Raw genomic sequence first — 25,371 nt, forward strand, 5'->3', positions numbered from 1 at the left:
GCGTGGCCTGGCGGGCACCGCCTGTCGCGGCCCTGAAGCTGCTGGCGGAGCTGCAGGAGCTGGAGCGGCGCTTCGCCCGCCGCCGGCGCGAGCGCTGGGGCCCGCGCAGCCTCGATCTCGACCTGCTCTGGTGGGGCGACCTGCGCTGCCGCGGCGGCGCCCTGGAGCTGCCCCACCCGCGGCTCATCGAGCGCAGCTTCGTGCTGGCACCGCTGGCGGCGATCGATGCCGGCCTGGTGCCGCCCGGGGCAGACCCCGGCAGTGGTGCGTCTGCGGCCGCCTTGCTGGCCAGCCTGCAGCCGGGCAGGGCCGAGGACGCCCCCCAGCGGCTGGCGGGCCGCCCCGGCTGGCCTGACTAGCCTGCAGGCCGGCAGCCGGACTCGGGAGGTGGAAGGGATGGCCAGCGCCGCCGACCGGGCCCACATGCGCCAGGCGATCGCCCTGATGCGTCAGGCGGGGGTCGTGGAGCGCACGGGCGGGCCCTTCGGCGCGGTGGTGGTGCGCGACGGGGTGGTGCTGGGGGCCGCCGGCAACAGCGTGCTGCGCGACCACGACCCCACCGCCCACGCCGAGGTGAACGCCATCCGCCAGGCCTGCCGGGCCCTCGGCAGCCACGACCTCAGGGGCGCCGTGCTCTACGCCAGCGGCGAATGCTGCCCGATGTGTTACGCGGCGGCCTACTGGGCCCGGATCAGCAAGGTGTATTTCGCCTCCTTCTGGAGCGACTACGCCGACCTGTTCGACGACGTCCGCATCCACGCTGACATGGCCCGGCCGGCCGGCGAGCGTCAGCTGGCCCCCGAGCCGCTGCTGCGTGCGGAGGCCCTGCCGGTATGGGAGGAGTTCCGCCGGCTGCAGGACGGCGCCTGCTACTGAAGGGCAGCCGCTGCGCAAGACAGGGGGGAGCACGGCTTCCTGACGGGGGCGCGGACGCCACCGGGCCTGAGCGATGCTGAGCCCAGCAACACCCTGCCCCCGATGGCGCCCCTGCCGCCCCCCGAGCCCGCGCGCCACCTGGAGACCACCGCTGCCCTCGATGCCCGCAAGCTGCGCTTCGAGATCAACCGGGTGGAGCTGCCGATGGGGGTGGAGGGCCACTTCGGCGTGATCAGACACCCCGGCGCCTCGCTGGCGGTGCCGGTGCTCGACGACGGCCGGGTGGTGATCCTGCGCCAGTACCGCTTCGCCGTGGCCACCCGGCTGCTGGAGTTTCCGGCCGGCACCCTCGACCCGGGCGAGACGCCCCTGAGCACCATGCAGCGCGAGCTGCAGGAGGAGGCGGGCTACAGCGCCGCGCGCTGGGATCCCCTGGGAGCGATGCTCCCCTGTCCGGGGTACTCCGACGAGGTGATCCACCTGTTCCTGGCCCGGGAGCTGCGGGAGCTGAGCGAGCGGCCCGCCGGTGACGACGACGAGGACCTGGAGGTGCTGCTGATGGAGCCGGGAGAGCTGGATGGGGCCCTGGCCAGCGGCGATGAATACCTCGACGGCAAGAGCGTGACCGCCTGGCTGCGGGCCAAGCAGCTGCTGGGGCTCTGATGGACAGCCGAAGCGATCCATGACCCCACCCCGCTGGCTGTTCTGGCACCGCCGCGACCTGCGCCTGAGCGACAACCTGGGCCTGGCCGCCGCAGCCCGCGCCACCCCGGCGGTGACCGGGGTGTTCGTGCTCGATCCGGCCATCCTCGACGCGAGGGCGCCGGCGGAGATCCCGGGCGACCTGCCCGCCGTGGCGCCGGCGCGGCTGTGGTTTCTGCAGGAGAGCCTGCGGGAACTGGCCGGGAGCTGGCGGGCGGCGGGCAGCCGGCTGCTGATCCTGCGGGGCGATCCCGAGCAACTCCTGCCGCGCCTGGCCGAAGCCCTCGGCGCCGCGGTGGTGGCCTGGAACCGCGACGTGGAGCCCTTCGCCCGCGTGCGTGACCGGCGGGTGGCGCGGGCCCTGCAGGCCAAGGGGCGCAGGGTGCTGGCGGGCTGGGACCAGCTGCTGGTGGAGCCGGAGGCGCTGACCACCGGCGCCGGCGAGCCCTACCGGGTCTACGGCCCCTACTGGCGCAGCTGGCGCCGGCGGGTGGAGCAGCTGGAGGGCCTCGGTTCAGCCGCCTCGGGTGGCCTGGATCCCCTGCCGGCACCGTGCTCCCTGATCGACTGCGATCCCACCCACCTGGGCGGATTGCCCCAGGTGAGCCTGGAGCCGGGAGCGCCGAACTGGCTGAATCACGGCTTCTCAGGCGTCGACCTCTGCCCCTGCCGCCCGGGTGAAACAGCAGCCCAGCAGCGACTGGCGGCCTTCTGCACGGGGCGGGGCCAGGCAGGCCTCGGCGGCAGCGGCCGCTCCGCTCCCCTGCTGGCCTACGACGAGGGCCGCAACATCCCGGGCGAAACGGGCACCTCGGCGCTGAGTGCGGCCCTGAAGTTCGGCACGCTCAGCCCCCGCCAGGCCTGGGCGGCGGCCCAGCAGGCCCGGCAAACCGTGGCGGCGCTGGGGGGCGCCCAGGAGGCCCTGGCCTCAATCCAGGTGTGGGAGCAGGAGCTGGCCTGGCGCGAGTTCTACCAGCAGGCCCTGTTCCACTTCCCCGAGCTGGCCGACGGGCCCTACCGGCCCCAGTGGCGCGCCTTCCCCTGGGAGAACGACTCCGAGCGCTTCGCCGCCTGGCGCCAGGGGCTCAGCGGCATGCCGATCATCGATGCCGCCATGCGCCAGCTCAATGAGAGCGGCTGGATGCACAACCGCTGCCGCATGATCGTGGCCTCCTTCCTGGTGAAGGACCTGATCTGCGACTGGCGCTGGGGCGAGGGCGCCTTCATGGCCCGGCTGGTGGATGGCGATCTGGCCGCCAACAACGGCGGCTGGCAGTGGAGCGCCAGCAGCGGCATGGATCCCAAGCCCCTGCGGATCTTCAACCCGGCCACCCAGGCCTCGAAGTTCGACGCCGAAGCGCGCTACATCCGCCGCTGGCTGCCGGAGCTGAAGCACGTGGGCACCCGCGATCTGCTCAGCGGCGAGATCGCCCCGCTGGAGCGGCGCGGCTACCCGGCGCCGCTGGTGAACCACAAGCAGCAGCAGGCCCGCTTCAAGGCGCTGTACGCCACCATTCGCGGCTGAGGATCAGGCCGCCAGGGGCTGCTGGGCCGCCACCAGGCTGTGCAGCACCTCGATCACCCGTTGCTGGCGGGCCTCGCCCAGCTCGGGGAAGATCGGCAGGCTGAGCACCTCCCCGCAGAGGCGCTCGGTGAGCGGCAGCGACCCGGGTCCATAGCCGAGCCCGGCGTAGGCGGGCTGGCGGTGGATCGGGATCGGGTAATAGATGATCGTGTTCACACCGGCCTCCTGGAGCTGCTCCTTGAGGCGATCACGGGCGCTGGGGACAGGAGCCGCAGCGGCGGAGCTCACCCGCAGCACGTACTGGTTCCAGCTGTGACCCTCCGGGCCGGGATCGGGCAGCTGCAGGCCCGGCAGTCCGGCGAGCTGTCGGCTGTAGCGGGCAGCCAGAGCACGGCGGGATTCGAGCCAGCGGCTCAGGTGCGGCAGCTTCACCGCCAGCACGGCGGCCTGGATGGCATCAAGGCGGCTGTTGTAGCCGAGGGCGGTGTGCAGGTAGCGGCGCGGCATGCCATGCACCGCCAGCTCGCGCACGCGCCGGGCGAGCTCGGGATCCCGGCAGGTGACGGCCCCGCCGTCGCCGGCGCCGCCGAGGTTCTTGGTGGGGAAGAAGCTGAAGCAGCCGGCGTCCCCCCAGCTGCCCACCGGCCGCCCAGCCCAGCGGGCGCCGGTGGCCTGGGCGCAGTCCTCGATCACGTGCAGGCCGTGGCGCCCGGCGATGGCGCACACCCGCTCCATGTCCACCGGCCGGCCGAACAGGTGCACCGGCAGCAGGGCACGGGTGGCGGGGGTGATGGCGGCCTCGAGCTGGTCGAGGTCGATCAGGTAGCTGCCCTCCTCCACCTCCACGAACACCGGCGTGGCACCGACGGCGCTGATCGCCTCGGCCGTGGCGAAGAAACTGAAGGAGGTGGTGATCACCTCGTCGCCGGGGCCGATGCCCAGGCCGCGCAGCGCCAGCACCAGGGCGTCGGTGCCGCTGTTGCAGCCCACGGCGTGGGGCACCCCGCAGGCGGCGGCGAAGGCGGCCTCGAAATCGGCTGTGGTGGCCCCACCGATGTACTGGCCACTGCGCAGCACCTCAAGCACCGCCTGGTCGAGCTCAGCGCCGAGTTCCTGGAGCTGCTCTCCGAGGCTGAAGGGGGGCACGTTCATGGCGGAAACCTTAAGCGGGCCAGGCGATGGCCATCACCGGGCCCATTCCGGTTCCTCACCTGGATGCCACTTGATGTTGCAGCCGATCGCCGGCCGCTGCTCCGCCGCCACCGGCTCGCCGGCCAGCACCGCGGCGATGGCGGCGCGGATGTCACGGCCGTCGAGGGGACTGTCGTTGCCGGGACGGCTGGCGTCGAACTGGCCCCGGTACACCAGCCGCGACACACCATCGGCCGCCGGGGCGAACAGGAAGGGATCGGGGGTGCAGGCGGCCCGGAAGGCGCGGGCCAGGGCCTGGCGCCCGTCGTAGAGGTAGGGGAAGCGCCAGCCCTGGCGTTCGGCCTGGGCCCGCAGGCCCTCGGGGCCGTCCTGGGGGTGGGTGGCGGTGCTGTTGCTGGAGATCGCCAGCAGCGCCAGCGTTGGCTGCGGTTCAGCGGGGCCGTGGGCGGCCCGACTGGCGAAATCGGCCTGCAGCCGTGTGATCTCCGGCTCCACGTGCTTCACGAACGGACAGTGGGCACAGATGAAGAGCACCAGCAGGGGGCCCTGCGCCAGGGTTTGCGGCTGCAGCGGCTCGCCGCTCACCTGGCGGGCGTGGCCGGCCTCCAGCTCCGCCGTGATCGCCGCGAACGGCAGCGCCGTGCCAAGGGGAAGCATGGTGGAGGGCGTCAGAGCCATGGGGCCGTTCCGCAAGCAATGCCAGCCGCCAAGTTAGGGAGGTCGCAGCCCAGAATCCGCCGGGGATCGCCGCCGCTGGCGCCGGCCGGCCTGCTGGCGAAGGCGGTGGTGCCGGCCGTGGCCGCCCTGCTGGCCGGCGGCTGCGTGCCGGCCCACCGCCACCCCACCTGGGCGGTCTATCCGCTGCAGCGGCGCACCCCCCACGACGGCCTGGCGGTGGTGAACCAGCCCGACGGCTACGGCCTGCACATCTGGATCGACACCGACACCAGCCAGAGCGGGGTCTGCCAGCCGCGCTGGCGGCCCGACGCTGCCCGGCTGTTCAACGGCAACGGCAGCGCGCCGTTCAGTTCGGGGCTCGCCACCCGGGAGGAGTTCTTCGCCGCCGTGGCCCGCGGCGAGGTGCGCAGCGCCCTGCGGCGCGAGAGCGAGGCCCTCTGCCGCAGCCGCGATCCCCGCCGCAGCTTCCGCTGGCTGGAACCACCGCGCCGCGCCGAGGAGGTGACCGCCGAGAGCTTCCCGCTGCTGCAGGAAGAGGATCTGCTCAGCGATCCCAAGGCGGTGGAGGAGCAGGAGAATCGCCTGGTCAACCCGGGCCGGCCGGACTGAACCCCGCCCACACCAGCGGCTCGGCCCGGCGCCAGTAGCGCGAGAAGCGGCCCAGGTCCGGGGCTCCGGCGCCCTCCAGCGGCAGGGCCACGAACGGCTCAGGCTCCAGCACCTGCAGCGGCAGGGCGGCCGCCAGCCGCCGGGCGATGGCCGTGAAGCGGGGATCCACGGCCCGGCTGGTGACGATGCCGTCAGCGCCGGCCGCGGCCGCGGCGGCCAGCAGCTCGGCGGCCACGTCGCCCTCACGCACGGTCACCGGCAGCTCCGCCACGCAGTCGCGCAGGAAGCGCTGCCGCCCCGGCGCCAGCGGCTGACCGCCTGTGGTGGCGGTGCGGCCGGCGATCAGTTCGGCGTCGAACACGAACAGCGCCGGCGCGCCGGGGTGGGCTTCGAGGGCCGGATTGGCAGGGCCCAGGGCCTCGCCATGCACCCACACCAGCGGCCGGCGCGGCGGCCCCGAGGCGGGGGCAAGCGGGGCGGCAGGCGCGACAGGCGGGACGATCCGCGTCGCCTTCACGGCGGCTGCGGCTGCGGGTTGGGTGGCGGGTTCGGGGGCGGGTTCGGGGGCGGGTTCACCGGCAGAGCGGGGGGAGTCCTGCGTTTCGCCAGTCCGGAACAGGCGGGCCTGCAGCACCTCGTAGGAGGCCTCGAACGGGCATCCATCGCCGGCCAGGTGGCAGCCGGCGCAGAAGCGCCCGCCGCTGAAGCGCTCCAGGTTGGCGCGGTTGAAGATGTAGGGCTTGCTGCTGAAGCTGCTGGCCAGCCACTGCCAGCTGAGGTTGTTGCTGGCCGGGTCGCCGTCCAGCAGGTGCTGCAGAAACCAGGCGGCACCGGCCTGCCAGCGCACCCGGCGCCAGTGCACCACGTAGCTGGCCAGCCACATCCGGGCGTGATTGTGCAGCCAGCCGGTGGCCATCAGCTCGGCGGCGAAGGCATCGATGCACACCAAGCCGGTGCGACCTTCGCCGATGTCGGGGGGCAGCTCCGGGGCATAGGTCTCGGCGGGGTGCCCGGTGCGGAGCGGTTCGAGGTCGTGCCAGATGCCGTCGCCCAGCTGGCGCCAGAGCCGTTGCCAGTAGTCGCGCCAGCCCAGCTCGTTGATCAGCTTGCCGGCCAGCCGCTGCGCCTCCGACCGCCGCTCGGGCTCCGCGTAGCCCCGCTCCCGCAGCCACTGGAACACGGCCTCGCGCACCTCGGCCAGGGTGAGCACCCCATGGCGGATGTAGGGCGAGAGCCGGGTCACGGCCCCATCGAGGTGGTTGCGGGTGGCGCCGTAGGCCTGCGGATCGAGGGCCGCCAGGCGCCGCTCGGCTTCCCGGCGGCCGCCGGGCCAGGAGCCGGGACGGCCCACGCCGGCGGCTGGGGGAGAATCGCCGCCAGACAGCGGTGGCCGCTGGGATGCACCTGACGCCACCGGCTCTGAGCCCGTTCCTCCACCTCCTCCCATGCTCCTCGATCTGCGCGGCAAGAAGGCCCTCGTCACCGGCATCGCCAACAACAAGTCGATCGCCTGGGGCATCGCCCAGCAGCTGCATGCGGCCGGCGCCGAGCTGGGGGTCACCTACCTGCCGGATGAGAAGGGCCGCTTCGAGGGCAAGGTGCGCGAGCTCACCGCACCCCTGGCGCCCAGCCTGTTCGAGCCCCTGAACGTGCAGGAGCCGGCCCAGATCGAGGCGGTGTTCCAAAAAGTTCAGCAGCAGTGGGGCTCGATCGACGTGCTGGTGCACTGCCTGGCCTTCGCCGGCAAGGAGGAGCTGATCGGCGACTACTCCGCCATCTCCCCGGAGGGCTTCGCCCGGGCCCTGGAGGTGAGCGCCTATTCCCTGGCCCCCCTCTGCCGCTTCGCCAAGCCCCTGTTCAATCCCGGCGGCAGCGTGATCACCCTCAGCTACCTGGGCGCTGAGCGCGCCATCCCCAACTACAACGTGATGGGCGTGGCCAAGGCGGCCCTGGAGGCCTCGGTGCGCTACCTGGCCGCCGAGCTGGGCCCCGACAAGCAGGTGCGCGTGAACGCCATCAGCGCCGGCCCGATCCGCACATTGGCGAGCTCGGCCATCGGCGGCATCCTCGACATGATCCACAACGTGGAGGAGAAGGCCCCCCTGCGCCGCACCGTCACCCAGGACGAAGTCGGCGGCACCGCCGCCTTCCTGGCCAGCCCCCTGGCCTCCGGCATCACCGGCCAGGTGATCTATGTGGATGCGGGGTATTGCATCACGGGGATGTGAGCGGGTTGCGGAAGCGGAGCCCCGGGAAACGGCGGAAATCACTGTCGGCCGAGCAGAGTGTGCAGTCGTGCTCGATCGCCAGCGCCGCCAGATGCGCATCTCTGGTGGGATGGCCGGCGGTGCCGGCCTCCTGGATCAACAGACGCAGCACGCTCCAGTGACTCGGGCCCGGCTGCACCACCTCCACCATTGGATGCCGCAGCCAGCCCTCCACCAGCGCCAGGGCCTGGGAAGGGCTGAGGGGCCGCAGCATCAGCCGGCTGTGGGTGCTGATCCGCAGCACGGCCAGCACCACACTCCAGGGAAGGGCGATCGCCTCATCGCCGTTGAAGGTGGCCTCCAGCCAGTCCTTGGCCTGGGCGTGCTGAGGAACGTCCTGGAGCGAGCTGTAAAGCCAGAGATTGGTGTCGATCAGGATCACCGGCCCTGCCGCAGCTTCTCGATGAGAAGGTCATCCTCCAGGGCTGCGGCCAGCTGATTGGCTTTGGTGAGATCCACCCCCGGGGCCAGGGCGCCGATCGAGAACGTGGGGCAGCGGTAGGGCTCCCGCTGCGGGGACGCTGGCTGATGGAGACCTGCCCGCAGGGTGTCGTTCACCACCTGCTTGAAGGGCTTGCCGGTGTCGAGGGCCTTCTGGCGCAGCTGCCGCAGCAGGGCGTCGTCGATCGTGAGGGTGGTGCGCATGGCATCAAGATGCGTCCACAATGGGCATCATGGCATCATTGGTGGCCTGGGGCCGTTGTGCGCGCAGCAGCCGGCTTCGGCATGATCAAAGGGCCTTGATCGCCGCCCCCACCAGGGTCCCCATGCAGAACGGCACCGCCAGCCCGCCAGCCCGCAGCGGCGAGATCCACCGCGTCACCGGCGAAACCGACGTGCGCGTGCAGCTCAACCTGGATGGCACGGGCCGGTGCCAGGCGAGCACCGGTGTGCCGTTTCTGGATCACATGCTCCACCAGATCAGCAGCCACGGCCTGATCGACCTGGAGATCCGGGCCACGGGCGACACCCACATCGACGATCACCACACCAACGAGGACGTGGGCATCGCCCTGGGCCAGGCCCTCGCCCAGGCCCTGGCTGACCGGCGGGGCATCCAGCGCTTCGGGCACTTCGTGGCGCCCCTGGATGAGGCCCTGGTGCAGGTGGCCCTCGACTGCTCCGGCCGACCCCACCTGAGCTTCGACCTCGCCATCCCGGCCCAGAAGATCGGCAGCTACGACACCGAGCTGGTGAAGGAGTTCTTCGTGGCGGTGGTGAACAACAGCGGCCTCACCCTGCACATCCGCCAGCTGGCGGGGGCCAACTCGCACCACATCGTGGAGGCCTGCTTCAAGGCCTTCGCCCGTGCCCTGCGCATGGCCACCGAGATCGACCCGCGGCGGGCCGGAGCCGTGCCCAGCAGCAAGGGGGTGCTGGAGCGGGCCGGCGCCGCCTGAGCCTCGGCGCCCTCGGCGGGCCTCAGTGGAGGGCCGGCCGGGCCCAGAGGAAGAGGCCGTGGTGCTCGGCGGCGGCCATGGTCTGCTCGGCGTCAAGCAGCAGGGCACCGCGGGCCTCCCAGGCGATGCCGGCCAGCCCGGCGGCGGCCGCCTTGGCCACGGTCACGGGACCGATGGCCGGCAGGTCCATGCGCCGGTCCTGGTGGGTCTTGGGCGCCTTGTAGAGTACGCCCGTACGGATCCCCTCCGGCGGGCGGTCGCGGGTGCTGGCCACCCACTCGAGCATGGCATCGGTGCCCGGCAGCGACTCGGTGGCCAGGCACAGCCCACCGGCCACCACCGCCCCCTGGCCCACGTCCACCGCCGAGATCGCCTCGACGATGTCGGCCGCCCGCTGCACATCGGCGCGGTCGGCCTCACTGGGCACGCGGCTGGCGTAGAGGCCCGGCTCCGGCAGCAGGTGGGGGGCCACCTCCTCCACGCCCACCACCTCCAGGCCCAGCTCCTCGATGATCTCGGCCAGGGCCCGCAGCGAGGCGTCATCACCCTTGCGCAGGGAGGCCAGGATCCGTGGGGCGGCCATCAGCGTGGAGCCCTCGAAGCGCAGGGGATTGAGGGCGCGCGGCCGCTGGAACTTGCCCACCATCACCACCTGGCGGATGCCGCGCTGCTCCAGGGAGCGGAAGAAGGAGATCGCCCGCTCGAAGTAGAAGTCCTCGACCTCCTCCAGCTCCACCTCCACCCCGTGGGGGCGGCAGCAGATGTGCTCGCGCCCGGAGGCCTCCAGGGCGCGGGAGAGCATGCGGGGCAGCACTCCGGCACCGGCGATGATGGCGAGGGTCGGATCTCCCATCCGGGCCGGCAGCTGCGGCAGACGGTCTGGGGCAGTCAACTGCCGCACCCGAGCGCAGTGCCGCTGGTAGTGGACAGGTGCTGGGGCGTCATGCCGCCGGCCCCTCTCCCGCCCGCCGTGCCCCCACCACCGCGATCAGGCCGTCGACGCCCAGCCGCTGCTCGGCTGCATCGCCGCGCAGATCCTTGAGCAGCGCCACCCCTTCGCCGGCCTCCATGTCGCCGATCACGGCGGCGAAACGGGCGCCGGAGCGGTCGGCGCGGCGCAGCTGCTTGCCGAAGGCGGCGCCGCTGGCATCCAGCTCCACCGCCAGTCCGGCGGCGCGGCAGCGGCGGGCCAGGGGCAGGGCTGCCGCTTCACCAGCCTCACCCCGGCTCGCCACATAGAGATCCAGGGCCGGCGGGGCGACGGGCTGCTGCTCCGCCTGGCTGAGCAGCAGCACCAGCCGCTCCAGGCCCAGGGCCCAGCCGATCGCCGGCGTGGGGGACCCGCCCAGCTGCTGCACCAGGCCGTCGTAGCGGCCGCCGCCGCAGACGGTGGCCTGGGCGCCCAGCTGGCTGCTGGTGATCTCGAAGGCGGTGTGGCTGTAGTAGTCGAGGCCGCGCACCAGGCGGGGATTGAGCTCGAAGGGAATGCCCAGGGCCTCCAGACCCAGGCGCACCCGGGCGAAGCGCTCGTGGCTCTCGCCGCTGAGGGCATCGGCCAGGGTGGGGGCGCCGGCCAGCAGGGCCTGGGTGGCGGGCACCTTGGAGTCGAGCACCCGCAAGGGGTTGGCGTGGATGCGGGCCTGGGAGTCGGGATCGAGCTGCTCGCGGTGGGCCTCCAGCCAGGCCACCAGCTCGCCGCGGTAGCGGAGACGGTCGTCGGGGCTGCCGAGGGTGTTGATCTCCAGGGCCAGGCCGCCCACGCCCAGGTCGGCGAGCAGGTCCCAGGCGATGGCGATCGCCTCCACGTCGCTGCGGGGATCGGCGAAACCCAGCAGCTCCAGGCCGATCTGGTGGAACTGGCGCTGGCGGCCGGCCTGGGGCCGCTCGTAGCGGAACATCGGCCCGCCGTACCAGAGCCGCTGGGGGCCCTGGCTGAGCAGGCCGTGCTGAATGGCGGCGCGCACCACCGAGGCGGTGCCTTCGGGCCGCAGGGTGCAGCTGCGCTCGCCGCGGTCGAGGAAGGTGTACATCTCCTTGCCCACCACGTCGGTGGCCTCGCCGATGCCACGGGCGAACAGCTCGGTGACCTCCAGCAGCGGCGTGCGGATCTCCTGCACGGCCGCCCGCTGGAAATGGAGGCGGGCGGTGGCCTCCACGTGCTGCCACAGGCCCGTGACCTCGGGCAGCAGGTCGACCATGCCGCGCAGGCTCTGGAGCGAAGACAAACCGGAGGCGCTCAGGTGGGCACGAGTCTGCCTGGCGGCACTCAGCCCCGGCAGCGCTCACCCATGGTGCTCGCGGTACCAGGAAGCGAAGCGCTCCACGCCCTCCTCCAGCGGCGTGAACGGCCGGAACCCCACCCAGGCCTCCAGCAGCGCCGTGTCGGCGGCGGTGGCCTCCACGTCGCCCGGCTGCAGGGGACGGAACTTCTTCACCGCCTCGCGGCCCAGGGCCCGTTCCAGCACGGCGATGAAGTGCAGCAGCTCCACCGGCTGGCTGTTGCCGATGTTGAAGATCCGGTGCGGCGCCCAGCTGGTGGCCGGATCGGGGGCGGCGGGATCAAACGTGGGATCGGCCGTGGCCGGCTTGTCGAGGCAGCGGATCACTCCTTCCACCACATCCTCGATGTAGGTGAAATCGCGCCGCATGCGGCCCTGGTTGAACACCTGGATCGGCTCACCGGCCAGGATCGCGCGGGCGAACAGCATCGGCGCCATGTCCGGCCGGCCCCAGGGCCCGTACACCGTGAAGAAGCGCAGACCCGTGGCCGGCAGCCCGTAGAGGTGGCTGTAGCTGTGGGCCATCAGTTCGTTGGCCTTCTTGGTGGCTGCATAGAGGCTCACCGGGTGGTTCACCGGCTGACGTTCGCTGAAGGGCAGGTTGGTGTTGCCCCCATACACCGAACTGCTGGAGCTGTACACCAGATGGGCCACCCCGTGGTGGCGGCAGGCCTCGAGGATGGAACCGAAGCCCACCAGATTGCTCTGGATGTAGGCCGTCGGGTTGTCGATCGAGTGGCGCACGCCGGCCTGGGCCGCCAGGTGGATCACCCGGTCTGGCCGCTCGCGGGCGACCAGGTCGGCCACGGCGGCGCCGTCGCTGATGTCGAGCTGGTGGAAGCGCCAGGCCTCGGCGCCGCTGCCAGCCTCGGCGGCGGCCGCGACGCGCTCGAGCCGGGCCCGCTTGAGGGCGGGGTCGTAGTAGGCGTTGAGGTTGTCGAGGCCCACCACCGTCTCACCCCGCTGCAGCAGGCGCTGGGCCACGGCGGCGCCGATGAAGCCCGCGGCACCGGTGACGAGCACGGGGCGGGCCATCAGGGCCTGACGCAGTCCGCGTCCAGCAGCGAGCGGAACCAGGCGATGGTGGGCTCCAGGCCCTCGTCCAGCTTCACCTGGGGCTCCCAGCCCAGCTCGGCGCGGGCCAGATCGATCAGCGGCTGGCGCTGGGTGGGATCATCGGCCGGCAGTGGCTTACAGATCAGGTCCAGCTGGGGGTTGATCCGCTCGCGCACCCGTTCGGCCAGCTGGCGGATCGTGAATTCGCCGGGATTGCCGATGTTCATCGGGCCGGTGTGCTCACCGTTCATCAGCCGGATCAGACCCTCCACCAGATCATCCACGTAGCAGAAGGAGCGGGTCTGGCTGCCGTCGCCGTAGAGGGTGAGCGGCTCGCCGCGCAGGGCCTGCACGATGAAGTTGCTCACCACCCGGCCGTCGTCGGGCAGCATGCGCGGGCCGTAGGTGTTGAAGATCCGCGCCACCCGGATCTCGGTTCCGTGCATGCGCCGGTAGTCGAAGCAGAGGGTTTCGGCGATGCGCTTGCCCTCGTCGTAGCAGCTGCGGATGCCGATGGTGTTGACGCAGCCGCGGTAGCTCTCGGGCTGGGGGTGCACCTCGGGATCGCCGTACACCTCCGATGTGCTGGCCAGCAGCAACCGTGCGCCCACCCGCCGCGCCAGACCGAGCATGTTGTAGGTGCCGAGAAAACTCGTCTTGGCCGTCTTGATCGGGTTGAACTGGTAGTGCACCGGCGAGGCCGGGCAGGCCAGGTGCCAGATCCGGTCCACCTCCAGGCGGATCGGCTCGGTGACGTCATGGCGGATCAGCTCGAAGCGCGGGTGACCGATCCACTGGGCGATGTTGCTCTTGCGGCCGGTGAAGTAGTTGTCGAGGCAGATCACCTCCTCGCCGGCCTCCATCAACCGGTCCACCAGGTGCGAGCCCACGAAGCCGGCACCGCCGGTCACCAGGTTGCGGGTTGGAGAGGCGGGCATGGCTCAGCCCTCCCCCACGCGCCACACGTGCAGGCCCGCCGCCCGTGCCGCCGCTGCATCGGCCTTGGCCCGCGCGTCGAACAGCCAGGCCGGCTGGCGCATCACCGCCGCCAGCGCCGCCCAGTCCAGCGCCGCGAACTGCTGCCATTCGGTGAGCAGCAGCAGCGCATCGGCGCCGCTGGCGGCCTGGGTGGCATCCGGCACCAGCCGCCAGCTGCCCTCACCCCCGTCCTGGCCCTCGCCGGCCGGGGGCTGGCCCAGGTCGAGGGCGATCTGCCGCTCGCTCACCTTGGGATCGAGGATCTGCAGCACCGCCCCCTCCTCCAGCAGATCGCGGCAGATGCGGATCGCCGGTGATTCGCGCGTGTCGTTGGTGTCGGCCTTGAAGGCGAAGCCGAGCACGCCGATGCGTTTGCCCGTCACCGTGCCGAACAATTTGGTCACCACCAGCCGGGCGATGCGCCGCTGCTGCCAGGTGTTGAGCGTCACCACCTGCTCCCAGTAGGCCGCCACCTCCTCCAGCCCGTAGTGGCGGCACAGGTACACCAGGTTGAGGATGTCCTTCTGGAAGCAGCTTCCCCCGAAGCCCGGGCCGGCATTGAGGAACTTCGGCCCGATGCGGCTGTCGGCCCCGATCGCCCGCGCCACCTCGCGCACATTCGCGCCGGTGGCCTCACAGAAGGCGGCGATGCCGTTGATCGAGCTGATCCGCTGGGCCAGGAAGGCGTTGGCGGTGAGCTTGCTCAGCTCGCTGCTCCACAGGTTCGTGTTGAGGATGCGCTCGGCCGGCACCCACTGGCCGTAGATGGCCGCCAGGGCCGCGATCGCTTCCGGGTCCTCACCGCCGATCAGCACCCGGTCGGGATCCTCCAGATCCTCGATCGCCGTGCCCTCGGCCAGGAACTCGGGGTTGGAGAGCACCGCGAACGTGCGCTCGCCGTTGCCGCCGGGGGCACCGGCGGGGGCCGCCGCCAGGATCGCCTTCACCGCCTCGGCGGTGCGCACTGGCAGGGTGCTCTTCTCCACCACGATCGTGTGGCCCCGGGCCGCCCTGGCCACGGTGCGGGCGCTGGCCTCCACCCACTTGAGGTCACTGGCCTGCCCAGCACCCAGGCCCTTCTGCTTGGTGGGGGTGTTCACCGACAGGAACACCATGTCGGCGGCGGCGATCGCCGGCTCGACCTCGGTGCTGAAGTGCAGGTTGCGGCCCCGGCAGCGGCCCACCACCGCATCCAGACCGGGCTCGTACACCGGCAGCTGGCGGAGGTCGGGATCGTTCCAGGCGGCGATCCGCTCGGCGTTGAGATCCACCACCGTCACCTGCACGTCCGGGCAGCGGTCGGCGATCACCGCCATCGTCGGCCCGCCCACGTAGCCCGCACCGATGCAGCAGATATGGCGGATGCGACGTCCAGCCACATCCCAGTTCCCGTTTCCGCTCACGCCATCCGACCGTTGTCCCGGCGACGCTACGACGAACCCTCCGGCCTGTCCGGGGCACGGATGACGACCCAGTCGATGCGGTCGATGGGCCCAACGGAGCGGAACTCGCCCTCTCCCACACTCACCTCCAGCAGATCGGGCCGTCCCGCCAGGAGGCGCAGGCCCTCGCCGATCGGCAGGCTGCGCGTCTCACCGTCCTGGAAGGTGTTCACGAGCACCGTCTCACCGGTGAGGGTCTGCACCTCGATCCAGCACTCACCGTTGAAGCGCAGACGCAGCTGCGGCTCCTGATCGGGATCAGGCTGTGACGCCGGCTTGGGAGCGCTGGCTGGGCCGGGAGTGGGAGCAGCCGCCTGAGGAGCGGCGGGGGTGGCCAGCTGAGGCCCTCGGGAGCGCCGCCACAGCCCCAGGCCCGCCACGAGGGCAGCCACGGCGAGGGTGGTGATGGCGGCCGTCAGCAGCAGGCGCGTCCGGGAGGACGCGGACGGCTCAACTGCGGCAGCGCTGCCGCGACCGCGAAGACCGGCGAGGAGCTGGAGCCACCAGCCGTGGGACGGCGCCAGGGCGCTGGGCGGCTCCGGGGGCTTGGCCACCGCGACTGCTGCGGGAAGGGCCGCAGGCTGCGAAGCGGCAGCCAGGGCATGGCGGATCTGGTCCTGGAGGGCCTGCTGCTCATCCAGCAGACGGCGGATGTCCTGGGCGACATCATGCAGCTGATGGCGGAACTTACCTTCGTAGATCGAGGGCAGCTCCTCGATGAGTCCCTGGTACTCCTCCAATTCGGCCTTGACGCGGGTGAGCTCCTGCTCGAGCTCAGCGACGGAAGGCTCCTCGATCGGAGGACCGGGCGAAGACTCGGGGACGGGAGGCTGGGCCACTGAAACGGCGTGTTGGGACAGGGACAGGACGGAAGCGCGAAGCGGCGCAGCCGGCGCCATGGGCAGGTCACCCCGAAGCTAACCGCTAAGACGCAGCGCGCACAGCGAAGAAAGCACCGCTGTGATTGACGTTGATTTGAAGGGCCATCTATGTTGACAGAAACCCGGTGTGAGCATGGCCACCATCACCCGTCTGCTTGGCAAACCTCCGGAGAGCGGCAACATTCGCTTTCGCCAGACCTATATCCGGCGGGACGGCGATGATCGCTTCGTGATGCGCCGGCCAAGCGATTTCTACACAAGCATCTTCGCCTATGGAGGCCGGGGCAAGAACACAGTGGAACTGCCGTTTTCAAGCAGTGACATCAACTATTCTTCTCTCACCCGCGCCGGCACCGCAACGATCCAGCTCTCCACGCCATCAGGCGAATTCCAGAGCATTCAGGTGAGCGGAATCCGCAAAATCGAGCTGCTCGATCAGGATCTGCTTGTGAATCAGCTGTACCGCAGCACGTTTGGCACCAGCATCCCGAGGGCACCTGCAGCGAGCAGAACCCGTTGGATCACCAACGGACGCTGGGATGGAACCACAAAAACAGGAGAGCTTGACACCCTCACCGGCAAGGGCTCCGGGGCCAATAACTTCTACCTCAGCCGGGCGAACAACGACGCCATCATTCAGGGCTCCAGGTCTGAACGCGTCGTTGACACCTTGTTCTTCGATGAATATGCTGGCGAGGTGGATGTGTTTCTGCGCGATCGCGGCCGCGCCAACATCCGCGTGAACTTTACGGCAACCACCACCGGAGACGACGACACCTCGACCGAGGCGAGCCGCTCAGCCCTGTTCAAGACAAAAAATCTTGAGCGGATCGTGCTGCGCGACGCTTATTTCGAGCGACGCAACAACCGCTGGCGCAGCTTTGACAACACACCGCTGAATCCGTTCGGAGGGACCGCGAGCCTTCCGGGGGCAGAGCCTCCACTGATCCCGCGTCAACCAAAGACCATCTTCCAGCCGATACCGGACGACATCTTCACACCGATACCTACTTAGTCAACAGGTCGGCATGTAAAGAACGGCTGATGCCCCTGTCAGACAGAAGCATCAGCCATAGCCCTTTACCAGAGCTCTTCAACTACATCCCGATCCCTTCTTGATAAGAACGTTCCAGTCAGGACCCAGGCGCACCAGGGGCACCGAGTAGATCACGCACGGTGTTGCTTGAGGGCTGGAATCCATACCCGAACATGCCGCCATCATCATCATTGATGATGCGGGGCGTCACCATGATCACCAGCTCGCGCTTCTCGCGTTGGTTGGTGGTGGCCCGGAAGAACTGACCGATCAGGGGGATATCGCCAAGGATCGGCCACTTGGACACTTCGGAGCGTGTGAAATCCGAAATTACACCGGTGAGGATCAGGGTCTGACCATCGCGGACCCGCAGGGCTCCGGTGTCCAGACTGCGGATGGTGAGGATGTTCAGTGGCGCACCACAACCTTCTGGGGCAGGCTGCTGATCAACAACCGCAGAGACACTTGGCGACAACGTGAAGGTGACGAAACCGTTGTCGTCAATCTTTTCAACCCTGGCACCCAGCACCAGTCCAGCGGTGGCGAGCTCAGGCGTGCACCCGACTGTTCCTTCAGTGGCCACATTTTCATAGTTGACTACCACATTAGTGCCAACACGCACCACGCCTTCATTCGCCCTCCGCCGGCCAATCGGGGAATCAATGCTGATATCGCGGATACCCTGCGCGACATCATCCTCAACCTCAGTAACACCAGTTTCAGAGCCTCCTCGCAAGAGAGAGGCATTTTCCTGAAGGATCAGGGTGGGGCTCGCCAGAAGCTTGGTGTTTCTCGAGATGATCTGAGCTCTCAGGAAATTGAAGAACTCATTTTCCGGGTAGGCGAGACCTGGGTTGGGAGCAGGATCACTAAAACCAGCGCTTGGGTTTACCTGAGCAAGATTTGGCCGGAACGCAGGCGGGAGTGCACGACCAAAAGCTCCCAGCAGAGAGCCCCGATCATTGACGATGAACGTGTCGCCCCAGCGAATGGCGAAGCTGTTGTCGAACTCCGAATTGTTGCCGAGATCCACATCCAGGATCTTCAGGGAAAGCGCCACCTGACGCTGCCGCAGATCCAACTGCTTCAGATACTGTTCGCCGATGGCCACGATGCTGGGCGAGCCGATCATCGTGATCGTGCCCAGACGGGTGTCGGTGGTGGCCCTCAGGCCCACCAGGGGTCCCCGGGAGGCGCCGAACTCCCGCACCTGGGTGACGGCCTGGGTCTGGGTGGTCTGGGACGCGTTACTGCGGGCCACAAGCTCGGATTCGGTCACACCGGAGGTCACGGAGGTGAGAATCGTGTCCGTCTTGGTGATGGTGGCGCCCAGGTTGGCCAGGTAATCGGCCGCTGCGTTGGGGCCCACCTGATTGAGGCGATACACCCGGGAAACCTGGGGGCCGATCCCACTGCCGAGGGCATTCGGCCCCGCAAAGATCACATTGCCTTCGCGCTTGCCCTGCAGACCGGCCGAGAGGAGGGTGGTGTTGATGGCCGTGGCGTAGCTCTCGTTGCGGAAGGCCACCGAAATGGGCCGCGACCCGGGCGAGGGGGTGGTACCTGGAGCGCCCTGACTGGAAACCGGATCCTCCACGTAGGCGAAGCCATAGCCCCCCAGCTGGGCCAGGGCCATCAGGGCATCCTTGGCGGGGGCATTCCTGAGGGTCATCGTCACCGGTGGGCCGGAGACGTTGAGGTAGCCGGGCGCACGCATCGTCATCGTGCCCACTGCCATGTCGCCCAGTGGCGGGGCCACGGCCCGGGGCTGCAGCGGCGGCGCGTAGGTGGGCAGCGGCACGGCGCCGGGCTGGGTGAGGTTCGGCCGGTTCACCTGCAGCCGGGCCTGGGGCACCGGCGAGGCGAAGGTGAGGATCAGATCGCGCCCGTCGGAGCTCACCACCGGCCGGCCCAGGGTCATGCCAGGGGCCGCATCCACCTGCAGCAGGTAGGAGGTGCCCGAGCCCGCAAGACTCACCGACTGAAGACCAAGCTCGGGAAACGACAGCTGCTGCGGACCGCTGCGCAAACCGGAAGGCGCCGCCAGCACCAGACGCCCCTGCCAGCCCGACGGCGTGGTGGACTGCTGCAGCTGGGGGCTGGCGCCGGCACCCTCGATCACCAGCTCCACCGCGTCGGGAAAGCGGCGCACGTTCAGCTGGAGAGGGCCGGCGTCGGCCCGGGGCGACTGTTGCGAGGCAGATGGCCGGGGTGCGCTCTCCCCGCGCCGGAACGCCTGGGCATGGGCCTGGCCCTCGGCCAGCACCAGGCTGGTGGTGGTGCCGGCAGCCAGCACCGCAGCCAGGAATCGAGAGCGACGGAAGCTGGACACTGCGAGAACCGGTGAAGTGAAAAAAATGTACCGAGAGCGAACGGTTGAAACAGCCGAGAAAGCCGGATTGTTCAACCTCAGGAAGGGGCCTCAGCGGCAGGGGCAGCAGGGGCCTGGCCCGGCTGCACAGGGTTGGCAGGCGCCGCTCCCTCTGGTGCGGGGGTGTAGTAGGTGAGCTGCAGCTTCAGCTGCGGCACCGTGGGCTTGGGTGCGTTGGCCGCCGGGGCGGGCGCCCCGGGCGGGGGCGGCACTTCCACCAGGGAGATTGCGAAATTGCTGGGCACCACCAGCAGGCTCAGCCGCTCCACCGCTCGCATGAAGGCCAGCAGACTGGGATAGCGCCCCTGGGCTGAAAGCACCACCGATTCCGACTTCAGACCGGCGGCTTCGAGGGGAGATCTGGGCTTGGCCGCCTCGGCTCCCTCTCCAGCCTTCTCAGCCCCTGCCTGATTCGGGGGAGCGGCACCACCCTGAGCGGCAGGCTCGGCAGGCGGCGGCGCAGCCACCATCGGTTCGAACAGATCGAGCTGAACGCCGTTGCGGCGCGCCTCCCGGTCCAGCTGGGCCAGGAAGGTCTGGAACTCGCCGCTGCCCTGGATCAGAGTGAGAATCTTCTGCCGCCGCTGCTCGGCCTGCTCCTGATCCTGGGAGGTCTTGGCCAGCTGGTCCCGCAGCAGGGGCAGCCGCTGCTCCAGATCGCGGGCCTGCTCGATGCGGCCGGATTTCTCCCGCAGGCTCAACCACTGGGGAACAACGAGGGCTCCGAACACCAGGGCCGACAGCACCGCCCCAACGCCGATGGGCACGCCGAGCAGCAGCCGGCGCTGGAGCAGTTCCTGATCCCTGTCGACGGTCTGCTGAAGGTTGGTCATTGCAGGAGGCCCTCCTGCTGGAGCAGGGCCAGGCGCCGGGCCAGGCCATCGGATCCCAGTTCCTCGAGGATCACCTTCTCGGCGGCCGGGGGAATGGCCGGCCGGAAGCCCACCTGCAGCTCGAAGTCCACCGCGTCGGCTGCAGATACCTGGGTGCCGGAACCGGATGCCGGCGCCTGACGGGAACCCTTCACCAGCCGCACCGCGTTGGGATCCACCAGCGGCGATCGCCGCAGATCGAGCTGCAGGGCATTGATGCGCTCGAAGGCCTGCGGGTCGCGGGCCACGCCCTTCATGGTGATCCCGCCGCCCGCCTCGCTGGCATCGGTGAGCTGCACGCCCTGGGGCACCCGCAGCTGGATGTCACGCATCAGTGCGGAGCCGGAGCGGGAACTCACCAGACCCTTCACCAGTTCCTGGTTGGCCATGTTGAGCTGGTTGAGACGGGCGCGCTCGGTCTGCAGGCGGGATTCGAACTGCTCCACCTCCGCCTCCAGGGTGGAGATCCGGTCCAGCTGGGCGGAAACCATGGCGGAACGCAGGCCGAGCAGCGCCGCCACGCCCAGGGTCAGACCCAGCAGGGCAGCGCCGATGATCGTTCCCTTGAGCAGGGTCTCCCGGGTCTGGGCTGCGGCCTCCCGGGGCTCGGGCAGCCCCAGTTCCTGACGCTTCTCCCAGAGCAGATCGAAGGGTGTGGTGCCCGTGGTCGTGCTCATCTTGCCTGCTCCAGCATTCCCAGACCCCGCAGATGCAGCGAACCGTAGTCGCCGCGGTCGGCGATTTCCAGCGGGAGCCCCAGCTGCTCCTCGATGGCGCCACCGCCCTCGAGCGGTTCAGCCAGGATCAGCCGCACACCGGAGGCGCCCAGCGCGCTGCGGCAGAAGCCGAGCGCCTGGCGCAGCACGGGAATGAGCTGATCGATCGCCAGGGGCAGGATGCGCTCGTATTCCGGAATGCCGTCGCGCCACACCACCAGCTGGCAGTCGCTGGTGGTGGGCTGGAGCAGCGCCACCAGCTCTCCGGGGGTGGCCTGCTCGAGCGTCGGTTGCAGGGCGGCCATCAGCGCGGCCTGGGCGGGGATCAGGTGGCGCAGGTTGCCGCCGGCGATGGCGAACACGTCGATCCAGGCCTCCACCGCCGCGCGCGCGGCACCGGCGAGCAGCGAACAGGAGCCCGTGCCCGGCAGGGGGCGCACATCCAGAAAGGCCTCAGTGAGGGCAAAGGGCAGGCCCAGGTTCGAGCCGCGGGCGCGCAGCGCCGCCACCGGGTCTGCGGGTTCGCGGCGGTCAGGCCACTGGATCACCCGCCACTCGCTCAGCACCCGCGGCAGCGCCACCACCAGGCCGGCGTAGGGACGGCTGTGCTCCAGCAGCAGGTCGCCGATGAAGTCACCCAGGGCGTCACGCACCACCGGCACCCCATCGCGCAGGGTGCGTGCCGGCACCGGCGCCGTCCAGAGCGGCTCCAAGGGGTTGCCGGCCTTGAGCGCCTGGCCGATCAGCAGCTGGGGCTGGCTGAAGTCGAGCAGCAGCGTCTGGGGGAAGAGTTCCGCCCGCAGCGGCAGCCACCGCTCCCTGATCCCGGACAGCACCAAGGGTCGGCTGTGCGAATGGGCAGAACCTACCCGAGTTTCAGCGCCATGCCAGCCCCGAGCCGACAGCTTCACCAATGTGCGCAAGGCCGTGCCGATCGAGCTGCCGGCCCAGACCCTCCAGAATCCCCGGCACCAGCGCCGGGCCCCGGTAGATCCAGCCCGTGTACAGCTGCACCAGGGAGGCGCCGGCGGCGATCCGCTCCCAGGCCGCCTCGGCGGAATCGATCCCGCCCACGCCGATCAGCGGCAGGGCCGGCCCGGCGGTGGCCCGCAGGCGGCGCAGCACCTCCAGGGCCCGCTGGCGCAGGGGGGCGCCGCTCAGTCCACCGGCCTCCTCGGCCAGGGTGCGGCCGGTCTGGGGCAACCGCCTCTCCTCCAGCCCGAGCCGGTCCAGGCTGGTGTTCACGGCGATCACACCGGCCAGCCCCTCCTGAAAGGCCAGCCGGGCGATGGCGTCGATGGCGTCATCCTCCAGGTCGGGGGCGATCTTCACCAGCAGCGGCGGACATCCCGGCAGGCGCCGCAGCCGCTCCACCAGCCGCCGCAGCAGCACCTCGTCCTGCAGGTCCCGCAGCCCCGGGGTGTTGGGCGAGCTCACGTTGATCACCGCGTAGTCAGCCAGGGGCGCCAGCACCTCCAGCGAGGCGGCGTAGTCGTCGGGCGCCTGCTCCAGCGGGGTGGTCTTCGACTTGCCCAGGTTGATGCCCAGCACCGCCGGGCGCTGGCCGGGCGGCGCCAGGCGCTGGCGCTCCAGCAGACGCCGGCAGGCCTGGGCACCGCGGTTGTTGAAGCCCATGCGGTTGAGGGCCGCCCGCTCGGCCGCCAGGCGGAACAGGCGCGGGCGCGGATTGCCGCCCTGGGCATGCCAGGTGATCGTGCCCAGCTCGGCGAAGCCGAAGCCGAACAGGTGCCAGATGGCGGCGGCGACGCCGTTCTTGTCGAAACCGGCCGCCAGGCCCACGGGATTGGCGAAGCGGCAGCCGAACAGGGTCTGCTCCAGCCGCGGATCCTGGTGGCGCAGTTCGGCGCCGAGCCCGGCCAGCACCCCGCTCACCAGCGGCCAGTCGCGCCGCAGCGACGCCTGGGCCAGGGCCGCCAGGCTGAGCTGGCTGAGCTGCTCGGCGTCGGCGCCCTCGTCCCGGCTGAGCAACGGACCGACGAGGCGTTCGTAGAGCGGACCGGTGCGCCGCCCGTCGGCTCCATCGCCTGGCCTCGCCATCGCCTGCTTCACTCCGCCAGCCCCTGCCGCTGCGGCAATCCTGGCGTCCCGCGCCGCAGGCGCCAGCGGCCGTCAGCCAGGGGCTCCACCTGCCAGTCGCGCCAGGTCCAGGCCGCGCTGCGGCGCTCGAGGCTGCTCAGGGGCTGCTGCACCAGCTGGGCCAGCTCCACCAGGGTGAGGCCATGGCCGCCGCTGGCGAGCCGGTCAGCCAGCTCCAGGCGGCTGAGCAGCCGCTGCAGCTCCGCCGGGGCGGGATCGTCGGCGCCGCCGGCAGGGCCGGCGGGCGTGGCGGGCGTGGCGGGAGTGGAGAGGGTGGCCAGCCGGGGCCGCTGACCACGGGAGAAGGCGACGGCGATGGCATCGCAGCGGTCGTTGTCCGGATCGCCGCTGTGGCCGCGCACATGCCGCAGGGGCACATCCGGCAGGCGGGCACGGTCGAGCTGCTCCCACAGATCGCGGTTGAGCACGGGCGCTCCGGCGGCCGTGCGCCAGCCCTTGCGCTTCCAGCCCGCCAGCCACTGGCCCAGGCCGTCCACCAGATAGCGGCTGTCGGTGCGGATCACCAGATCGGGGTGGCGGGGCAGGGACCGCAGGGCCTCCATCAGGGCCAGGGCGGCCGTCAGCTCCATGCGGTTGTTGGTGGTGGCGGGCTCGGCCCCGCCGAACTCCTGCTGCGAACCATCCTCGAAGCGGATCAGGGCGCCCCAGCCGCCCGGCCCCGGATTGCCGCTGCAGGCGCCGTCGCAGGCCGCAGCCACCACCCGCAGAGGCTCATTCGCCACTGGACAAATCCCCGTTCTCGGCTAGACAGACTGCCTGATCTTCACCAGGCCCCCGGGGCAGAAGCACACATGTCCCTCAGGTTTCCGGCTCCCAGCATCCCGTCCATCCGGTTCGGGCGCCGCCACCTGGCCGCCGCGGCCGCCACGGCGCTGCTGGCGCCGGCCCTGCCCCAGCAGCTGGCGAGGGCGGCCGCACCCTTCGGCAGCACCCCGGTCGAGGCCGACCGCGTCATCGCCCTGGCCCAGCCGCTCAGCGGCGGCCGCTGGAACCTGGTGGTGCTGGAGCAGCTGCAGCCGGCGCCCCCCTGCTGGCGCCGCAACGCCGATGGCACGGTGGACAGCTTCGAGACCCACCAGCCCGCCAGCGTCTGCGGCCGCTTCGCCTCCAGCAACGACTTCTCACTGCGAATCGCCGGCGACGATCTGCGTCACCCCTGGCGCCTCCGGCTGGAGAGCCGCAACGACCAGCTGGAGCTGCTGGCCACCAGCCCGGAGAGCCCCACACCGCTGGTGGTGGGCAGCGGACCGGTCGCCGGCGACAGGCCGGTGGCTCTGGATCTTGCCGATGGCTGGACCCTGGAGCGGCGTCAGTTCGAGGGCCGCAGCCTGAACCATCTCTATCTGTCGAACGCCGAGCCCCTGCCGGTGCTGCTGGCCCGGGCCAATGCCGGCAACGGCCTGCTGCTCGGCCGGGCCACGCCGCCGCCGCCGCCCCCCAGCCCCCTGCAGGCCGCCACCAGCCTCGCGGCCGCGCCCCGCACCGGTTCCCGGCTGTCGCGCCTGGAGAGTCTGCGGCTGGGCCGTTCCGCTGACCGCTCCCCCGCAGAGGAGTCCGGCCAGCTCTCCGGCAGCGGCGTGATCGCCCTGCAGGTGGTTCCCTACCGCCCCTGAGCCCAGTTGAGCGAGTGTCCTCCGCCCCTTGCCCGGCCCAGGTCCACCCCCTAGCTTGCCCTTGTGTGAGGAGTGCGGAACGACCACTCCGGGGTCGAAACGAGGACAGACTCCCGGAGCTCGTTCCAATCTTCAGCCCTGCCTTCGGCGGGGTTTTTTTTTGCCTGGGCGTTGTGTTGACCAGGCGGTCGCCCTGGCTTGGTGGTGGCCCCGTTCTGGTGGTCGCCCCGATCTGCCCTGGCGCTGCTCCAGGCCCTGGGCAACGGCTGAGGGCAAAAGCTGAGGGCATGAAAAAGCCGGCCCCTGATGGGACCGGCACGGCCGCTGCCGGTGGCAGCGATGCCGATCAGAGCGCCGATCAGAGCACTGGGGCGATCACTATCACTTGATGGTGACCTTGCCGCCGGCCTCCTCGATGGCCTTCTTGAGGGCTTCGGCGTCGGCCTTGGAGATGCCCTCCTTGACGGCCTTGGGAGCAGCCTCCACGAGGGCCTTGGCGTCGCCCAGGCCCAGGCCGGTGGCTTCGCGCACGGCCTTGAGCACCTTGATCTTGGCGGCGGCGTCGAAGCCGTCGAGGATCACGTCGAATTCGGTCTTCTCCTCAACGGCTTCAGCGGCAGCCCCACCGGCGGCGGGAGCGGCCATCACGACGCCGGCGGAAGCGGCGGCGGAAACACCGAAGGCCTCCTCGATCTGCTTGACGAGCTCGGAGGCTTCCAGCAGCGAGAGGGTCTTGAGTTGGTCGAGAATCTGGTCAGTGGTAGCGGACATGGTTGGGAATCAGCAACAGATCTGTGGAA

At 70.5% G+C, this 25,371-nt stretch carries 27 protein-coding genes; 9 read left to right on the top strand and 18 right to left on the bottom strand.

From position 1 onward, the window contains the following. From folK to KBY90_RS10510, 4 genes are all read left to right on the top strand, one after another. On the top strand, positions 1-359 hold a 359-nt coding region (gene folK / locus KBY90_RS10495), incomplete at its 5' end, for a 2-amino-4-hydroxy-6-hydroxymethyldihydropteridine diphosphokinase (protein ID WP_254968561.1). Positions 360-396: 37 nt separating this feature from the next. After that, positions 397-876 carry a nucleoside deaminase gene (locus KBY90_RS10500; RefSeq protein WP_254968562.1) on the top strand — a complete coding sequence of 160 codons (480 nt, stop codon included), beginning with the start codon at positions 397-399 and terminating at the stop codon, positions 874-876. A gap of 102 nt (positions 877-978) precedes the next feature. Next, positions 979-1,539, top strand: coding sequence for an NUDIX hydrolase (locus KBY90_RS10505; RefSeq protein ID WP_254968563.1), 561 nt, complete (start codon positions 979-981; stop codon positions 1,537-1,539). Between the two features lie 19 nt (positions 1,540-1,558). Beyond that, positions 1,559-3,103 carry an FAD-binding domain-containing protein gene (locus KBY90_RS10510; RefSeq protein ID WP_254968564.1) on the top strand — a complete coding sequence of 515 codons (1,545 nt, stop codon included), beginning with the start codon at positions 1,559-1,561 and terminating at the stop codon, positions 3,101-3,103. A 3-nt stretch (positions 3,104-3,106) separates the two neighbouring features. Here KBY90_RS10510 and KBY90_RS10515 read toward each other — a convergent pair whose 3' ends face one another. Together KBY90_RS10515 and KBY90_RS10520 are read right to left on the bottom strand one after the other, a co-directional pair. Beyond that, positions 3,107-4,255: a DegT/DnrJ/EryC1/StrS aminotransferase family protein gene (locus KBY90_RS10515; RefSeq protein WP_254968565.1), complete on the bottom strand. Its 1,149-nt coding sequence runs from the start codon at positions 4,253-4,255 to the stop codon at positions 3,107-3,109. A gap of 33 nt (positions 4,256-4,288) precedes the next feature. Then, positions 4,289-4,933 (bottom strand): thioredoxin family protein, encoded by a 645-nt coding sequence (locus KBY90_RS10520; protein WP_254968567.1) that lies wholly within the window; start codon positions 4,931-4,933, stop codon positions 4,289-4,291. 18 nt (positions 4,934-4,951) lie between these two features. On the opposite strand from KBY90_RS10520, the gene KBY90_RS10525 reads away from it, so the two are divergent. Further along, positions 4,952-5,542 (top strand): hypothetical protein, encoded by a 591-nt coding sequence (locus tag KBY90_RS10525; protein WP_254968568.1) that lies wholly within the window; start codon positions 4,952-4,954, stop codon positions 5,540-5,542. Here the strand turns inward: KBY90_RS10525 and KBY90_RS15175 are convergent. Further along, on the bottom strand, positions 5,520-6,893 hold the full coding sequence (locus KBY90_RS15175) for an FAD-binding domain-containing protein (RefSeq protein ID WP_396122568.1): 1,374 nt from the start codon (positions 6,891-6,893) through the stop codon (positions 5,520-5,522). The genes KBY90_RS10525 and KBY90_RS15175 overlap by 23 nt on opposite strands. A gap of 94 nt (positions 6,894-6,987) precedes the next feature. Here KBY90_RS15175 and fabI point away from each other — a divergent pair, with 94 nt between their 5' ends. Further along, on the top strand, positions 6,988-7,770 hold the full coding sequence (fabI, locus tag KBY90_RS10540) for an enoyl-ACP reductase FabI (RefSeq protein ID WP_254968570.1): 783 nt from the start codon (positions 6,988-6,990) through the stop codon (positions 7,768-7,770). Here the strand turns inward: fabI and KBY90_RS10545 are convergent. Next, positions 7,757-8,191, bottom strand: a complete 435-nt coding sequence (locus tag KBY90_RS10545; RefSeq protein WP_254968571.1) for a TA system VapC family ribonuclease toxin — start codon at positions 8,189-8,191, stop codon at positions 7,757-7,759. The two genes, fabI and KBY90_RS10545, sit on opposite strands and share 14 nt — an antisense overlap. Beyond that, positions 8,188-8,454 carry a hypothetical protein gene (locus KBY90_RS10550; RefSeq protein ID WP_254968572.1) on the bottom strand — a complete coding sequence of 89 codons (267 nt, stop codon included), beginning with the start codon at positions 8,452-8,454 and terminating at the stop codon, positions 8,188-8,190. The genes KBY90_RS10545 and KBY90_RS10550 overlap by 4 nt, the downstream gene beginning before the upstream one ends. A 122-nt stretch (positions 8,455-8,576) precedes the next feature. On the opposite strand from KBY90_RS10550, the gene hisB reads away from it, so the two are divergent. Then, the gene (gene hisB / locus KBY90_RS10555; protein WP_254968573.1) at positions 8,577-9,209 is read left to right on the top strand and encodes an imidazoleglycerol-phosphate dehydratase HisB; all 633 of its coding nucleotides are present in this window, start codon (positions 8,577-8,579) and stop codon (positions 9,207-9,209) included. Between the two features lie 22 nt (positions 9,210-9,231). Here hisB and KBY90_RS10560 read toward each other — a convergent pair whose 3' ends face one another. The 6 genes from KBY90_RS10560 to KBY90_RS10585 form a co-directional block, all read right to left on the bottom strand. Then, positions 9,232-10,062, bottom strand: coding sequence for an LpxI family protein (locus KBY90_RS10560; RefSeq protein WP_254968575.1), 831 nt, complete (start codon positions 10,060-10,062; stop codon positions 9,232-9,234). Between the two features lie 88 nt (positions 10,063-10,150). Beyond that, positions 10,151-11,434 (bottom strand): histidine--tRNA ligase, encoded by a 1,284-nt coding sequence (gene hisS, locus KBY90_RS10565; protein WP_254968577.1) that lies wholly within the window; start codon positions 11,432-11,434, stop codon positions 10,151-10,153. A 57-nt stretch (positions 11,435-11,491) separates the two neighbouring features. After that, the gene (locus KBY90_RS10570; protein WP_315858727.1) at positions 11,492-12,523 is read right to left on the bottom strand and encodes an NAD-dependent epimerase/dehydratase family protein; all 1,032 of its coding nucleotides are present in this window, start codon (positions 12,521-12,523) and stop codon (positions 11,492-11,494) included. Next, positions 12,523-13,482 (bottom strand): UDP-glucuronic acid decarboxylase family protein, encoded by a 960-nt coding sequence (locus tag KBY90_RS10575; protein WP_254968579.1) that lies wholly within the window; start codon positions 13,480-13,482, stop codon positions 12,523-12,525. The genes KBY90_RS10570 and KBY90_RS10575 overlap by 1 nt, the downstream gene beginning before the upstream one ends. Before the next feature lie 3 nt (positions 13,483-13,485). Then, entirely contained in the window at positions 13,486-14,838 is a 1,353-nt protein-coding gene (locus KBY90_RS10580; RefSeq protein ID WP_396122571.1) for a nucleotide sugar dehydrogenase, read from the bottom strand. Positions 14,839-14,951: 113 nt separating this feature from the next. Next, the gene (locus KBY90_RS10585; RefSeq protein WP_254968582.1) at positions 14,952-15,803 is read right to left on the bottom strand and encodes a DUF4115 domain-containing protein; all 852 of its coding nucleotides are present in this window, start codon (positions 15,801-15,803) and stop codon (positions 14,952-14,954) included. A 175-nt stretch (positions 15,804-15,978) separates the two neighbouring features. On the opposite strand from KBY90_RS10585, the gene KBY90_RS10590 reads away from it, so the two are divergent. Next, positions 15,979-16,860, top strand: coding sequence for a hypothetical protein (locus KBY90_RS10590; protein WP_254968583.1), 882 nt, complete (start codon positions 15,979-15,981; stop codon positions 16,858-16,860). A gap of 118 nt (positions 16,861-16,978) precedes the next feature. Here the strand turns inward: KBY90_RS10590 and KBY90_RS10595 are convergent, their stop codons facing one another. The 6 genes from KBY90_RS10595 to KBY90_RS10620 all read right to left on the bottom strand — a co-directional run bounded on the left by KBY90_RS10595 (position 16,979) and on the right by KBY90_RS10620 (position 23,680). After that, a complete protein-coding gene (locus KBY90_RS10595) occupies positions 16,979-19,177 on the bottom strand; it encodes a type II secretion system protein GspD (protein ID WP_254968584.1) in 2,199 nt (732 codons plus the stop codon). Between the two features lie 113 nt (positions 19,178-19,290). Beyond that, entirely contained in the window at positions 19,291-20,085 is a 795-nt protein-coding gene (locus KBY90_RS10600) for a hypothetical protein (RefSeq protein WP_254968586.1), read from the bottom strand. Further along, on the bottom strand, positions 20,082-20,801 hold the full coding sequence (locus tag KBY90_RS10605; RefSeq protein ID WP_254968587.1) for a PilN domain-containing protein: 720 nt from the start codon (positions 20,799-20,801) through the stop codon (positions 20,082-20,084). Before KBY90_RS10605 ends, KBY90_RS10600 begins: the two co-directional genes overlap by 4 nt. Further along, positions 20,798-21,679, bottom strand: a complete 882-nt coding sequence (locus KBY90_RS10610) for a hypothetical protein (protein WP_254968588.1) — start codon at positions 21,677-21,679, stop codon at positions 20,798-20,800. The genes KBY90_RS10605 and KBY90_RS10610 overlap by 4 nt, the downstream gene beginning before the upstream one ends. A 37-nt stretch (positions 21,680-21,716) precedes the next feature. Beyond that, positions 21,717-22,898: a quinone-dependent dihydroorotate dehydrogenase gene (locus tag KBY90_RS10615; protein WP_254968589.1), complete on the bottom strand. Its 1,182-nt coding sequence runs from the start codon at positions 22,896-22,898 to the stop codon at positions 21,717-21,719. A gap of 8 nt (positions 22,899-22,906) precedes the next feature. Next, positions 22,907-23,680, bottom strand: a complete 774-nt coding sequence (locus tag KBY90_RS10620; protein WP_254968590.1) for a ribonuclease H — start codon at positions 23,678-23,680, stop codon at positions 22,907-22,909. Between the two features lie 69 nt (positions 23,681-23,749). Between KBY90_RS10620 and KBY90_RS10625 the strand changes: the two genes are divergently transcribed. Further along, positions 23,750-24,571 (top strand): DUF3747 domain-containing protein, encoded by an 822-nt coding sequence (locus tag KBY90_RS10625; RefSeq protein WP_254968591.1) that lies wholly within the window; start codon positions 23,750-23,752, stop codon positions 24,569-24,571. Between the two features lie 381 nt (positions 24,572-24,952). Here KBY90_RS10625 and rplL read toward each other — a convergent pair whose 3' ends face one another. Then, positions 24,953-25,342 (bottom strand): 50S ribosomal protein L7/L12, encoded by a 390-nt coding sequence (gene rplL, locus KBY90_RS10630; RefSeq protein ID WP_254968592.1) that lies wholly within the window; start codon positions 25,340-25,342, stop codon positions 24,953-24,955. Between the last annotated feature and the right edge of the window lie 29 nt (positions 25,343-25,371).

Source organism: Cyanobium sp. CH-040 (assembly GCF_024346135.1).
Taxonomy (GTDB): domain Bacteria; phylum Cyanobacteriota; class Cyanobacteriia; order PCC-6307; family Cyanobiaceae; genus NIES-981.

Bases quoted from the DNA above. Each gene is read 5' to 3' on its own strand.
- KBY90_RS10500 (WP_254968562.1), top strand. From the start codon at position 397: ATGGCCAGCGCCGCCGACCGGGCCCACATGCGCCAGGCGATCGCCCTG.
- KBY90_RS10505 (WP_254968563.1), top strand. From the start codon at position 979: ATGGCGCCCCTGCCGCCCCCCGAGCCCGCGCGCCACCTGGAGACCACC.
- KBY90_RS10510 (WP_254968564.1), top strand. From the start codon at position 1,559: ATGACCCCACCCCGCTGGCTGTTCTGGCACCGCCGCGACCTGCGCCTG.
- KBY90_RS10515 (WP_254968565.1), bottom strand. From the start codon at position 4,255: ATGAACGTGCCCCCCTTCAGCCTCGGAGAGCAGCTCCAGGAACTCGGC.
- KBY90_RS10520 (WP_254968567.1), bottom strand. From the start codon at position 4,933: ATGGCTCTGACGCCCTCCACCATGCTTCCCCTTGGCACGGCGCTGCCG.
- KBY90_RS10525 (WP_254968568.1), top strand. From the start codon at position 4,952: ATGCCAGCCGCCAAGTTAGGGAGGTCGCAGCCCAGAATCCGCCGGGGA.
- fabI (WP_254968570.1), top strand. From the start codon at position 6,988: ATGCTCCTCGATCTGCGCGGCAAGAAGGCCCTCGTCACCGGCATCGCC.
- KBY90_RS10550 (WP_254968572.1), bottom strand. From the start codon at position 8,454: ATGCGCACCACCCTCACGATCGACGACGCCCTGCTGCGGCAGCTGCGC.
- hisB (WP_254968573.1), top strand. From the start codon at position 8,577: ATGCAGAACGGCACCGCCAGCCCGCCAGCCCGCAGCGGCGAGATCCAC.
- KBY90_RS10560 (WP_254968575.1), bottom strand. From the start codon at position 10,062: ATGGGAGATCCGACCCTCGCCATCATCGCCGGTGCCGGAGTGCTGCCC.
- KBY90_RS10570 (WP_315858727.1), bottom strand. From the start codon at position 12,523: ATGGCCCGCCCCGTGCTCGTCACCGGTGCCGCGGGCTTCATCGGCGCC.
- KBY90_RS10575 (WP_254968579.1), bottom strand. From the start codon at position 13,482: ATGCCCGCCTCTCCAACCCGCAACCTGGTGACCGGCGGTGCCGGCTTC.
- KBY90_RS10580 (WP_396122571.1), bottom strand. From the start codon at position 14,838: ATGGCGGTGATCGCCGACCGCTGCCCGGACGTGCAGGTGACGGTGGTG.
- KBY90_RS10590 (WP_254968583.1), top strand. From the start codon at position 15,979: ATGGCCACCATCACCCGTCTGCTTGGCAAACCTCCGGAGAGCGGCAAC.
- KBY90_RS10600 (WP_254968586.1), bottom strand. From the start codon at position 20,085: ATGACCAACCTTCAGCAGACCGTCGACAGGGATCAGGAACTGCTCCAG.
- KBY90_RS10605 (WP_254968587.1), bottom strand. From the start codon at position 20,801: ATGAGCACGACCACGGGCACCACACCCTTCGATCTGCTCTGGGAGAAG.
- KBY90_RS10615 (WP_254968589.1), bottom strand. From the start codon at position 22,898: ATGGCGAGGCCAGGCGATGGAGCCGACGGGCGGCGCACCGGTCCGCTC.
- KBY90_RS10625 (WP_254968591.1), top strand. From the start codon at position 23,750: ATGTCCCTCAGGTTTCCGGCTCCCAGCATCCCGTCCATCCGGTTCGGG.
- rplL (WP_254968592.1), bottom strand. From the start codon at position 25,342: ATGTCCGCTACCACTGACCAGATTCTCGACCAACTCAAGACCCTCTCG.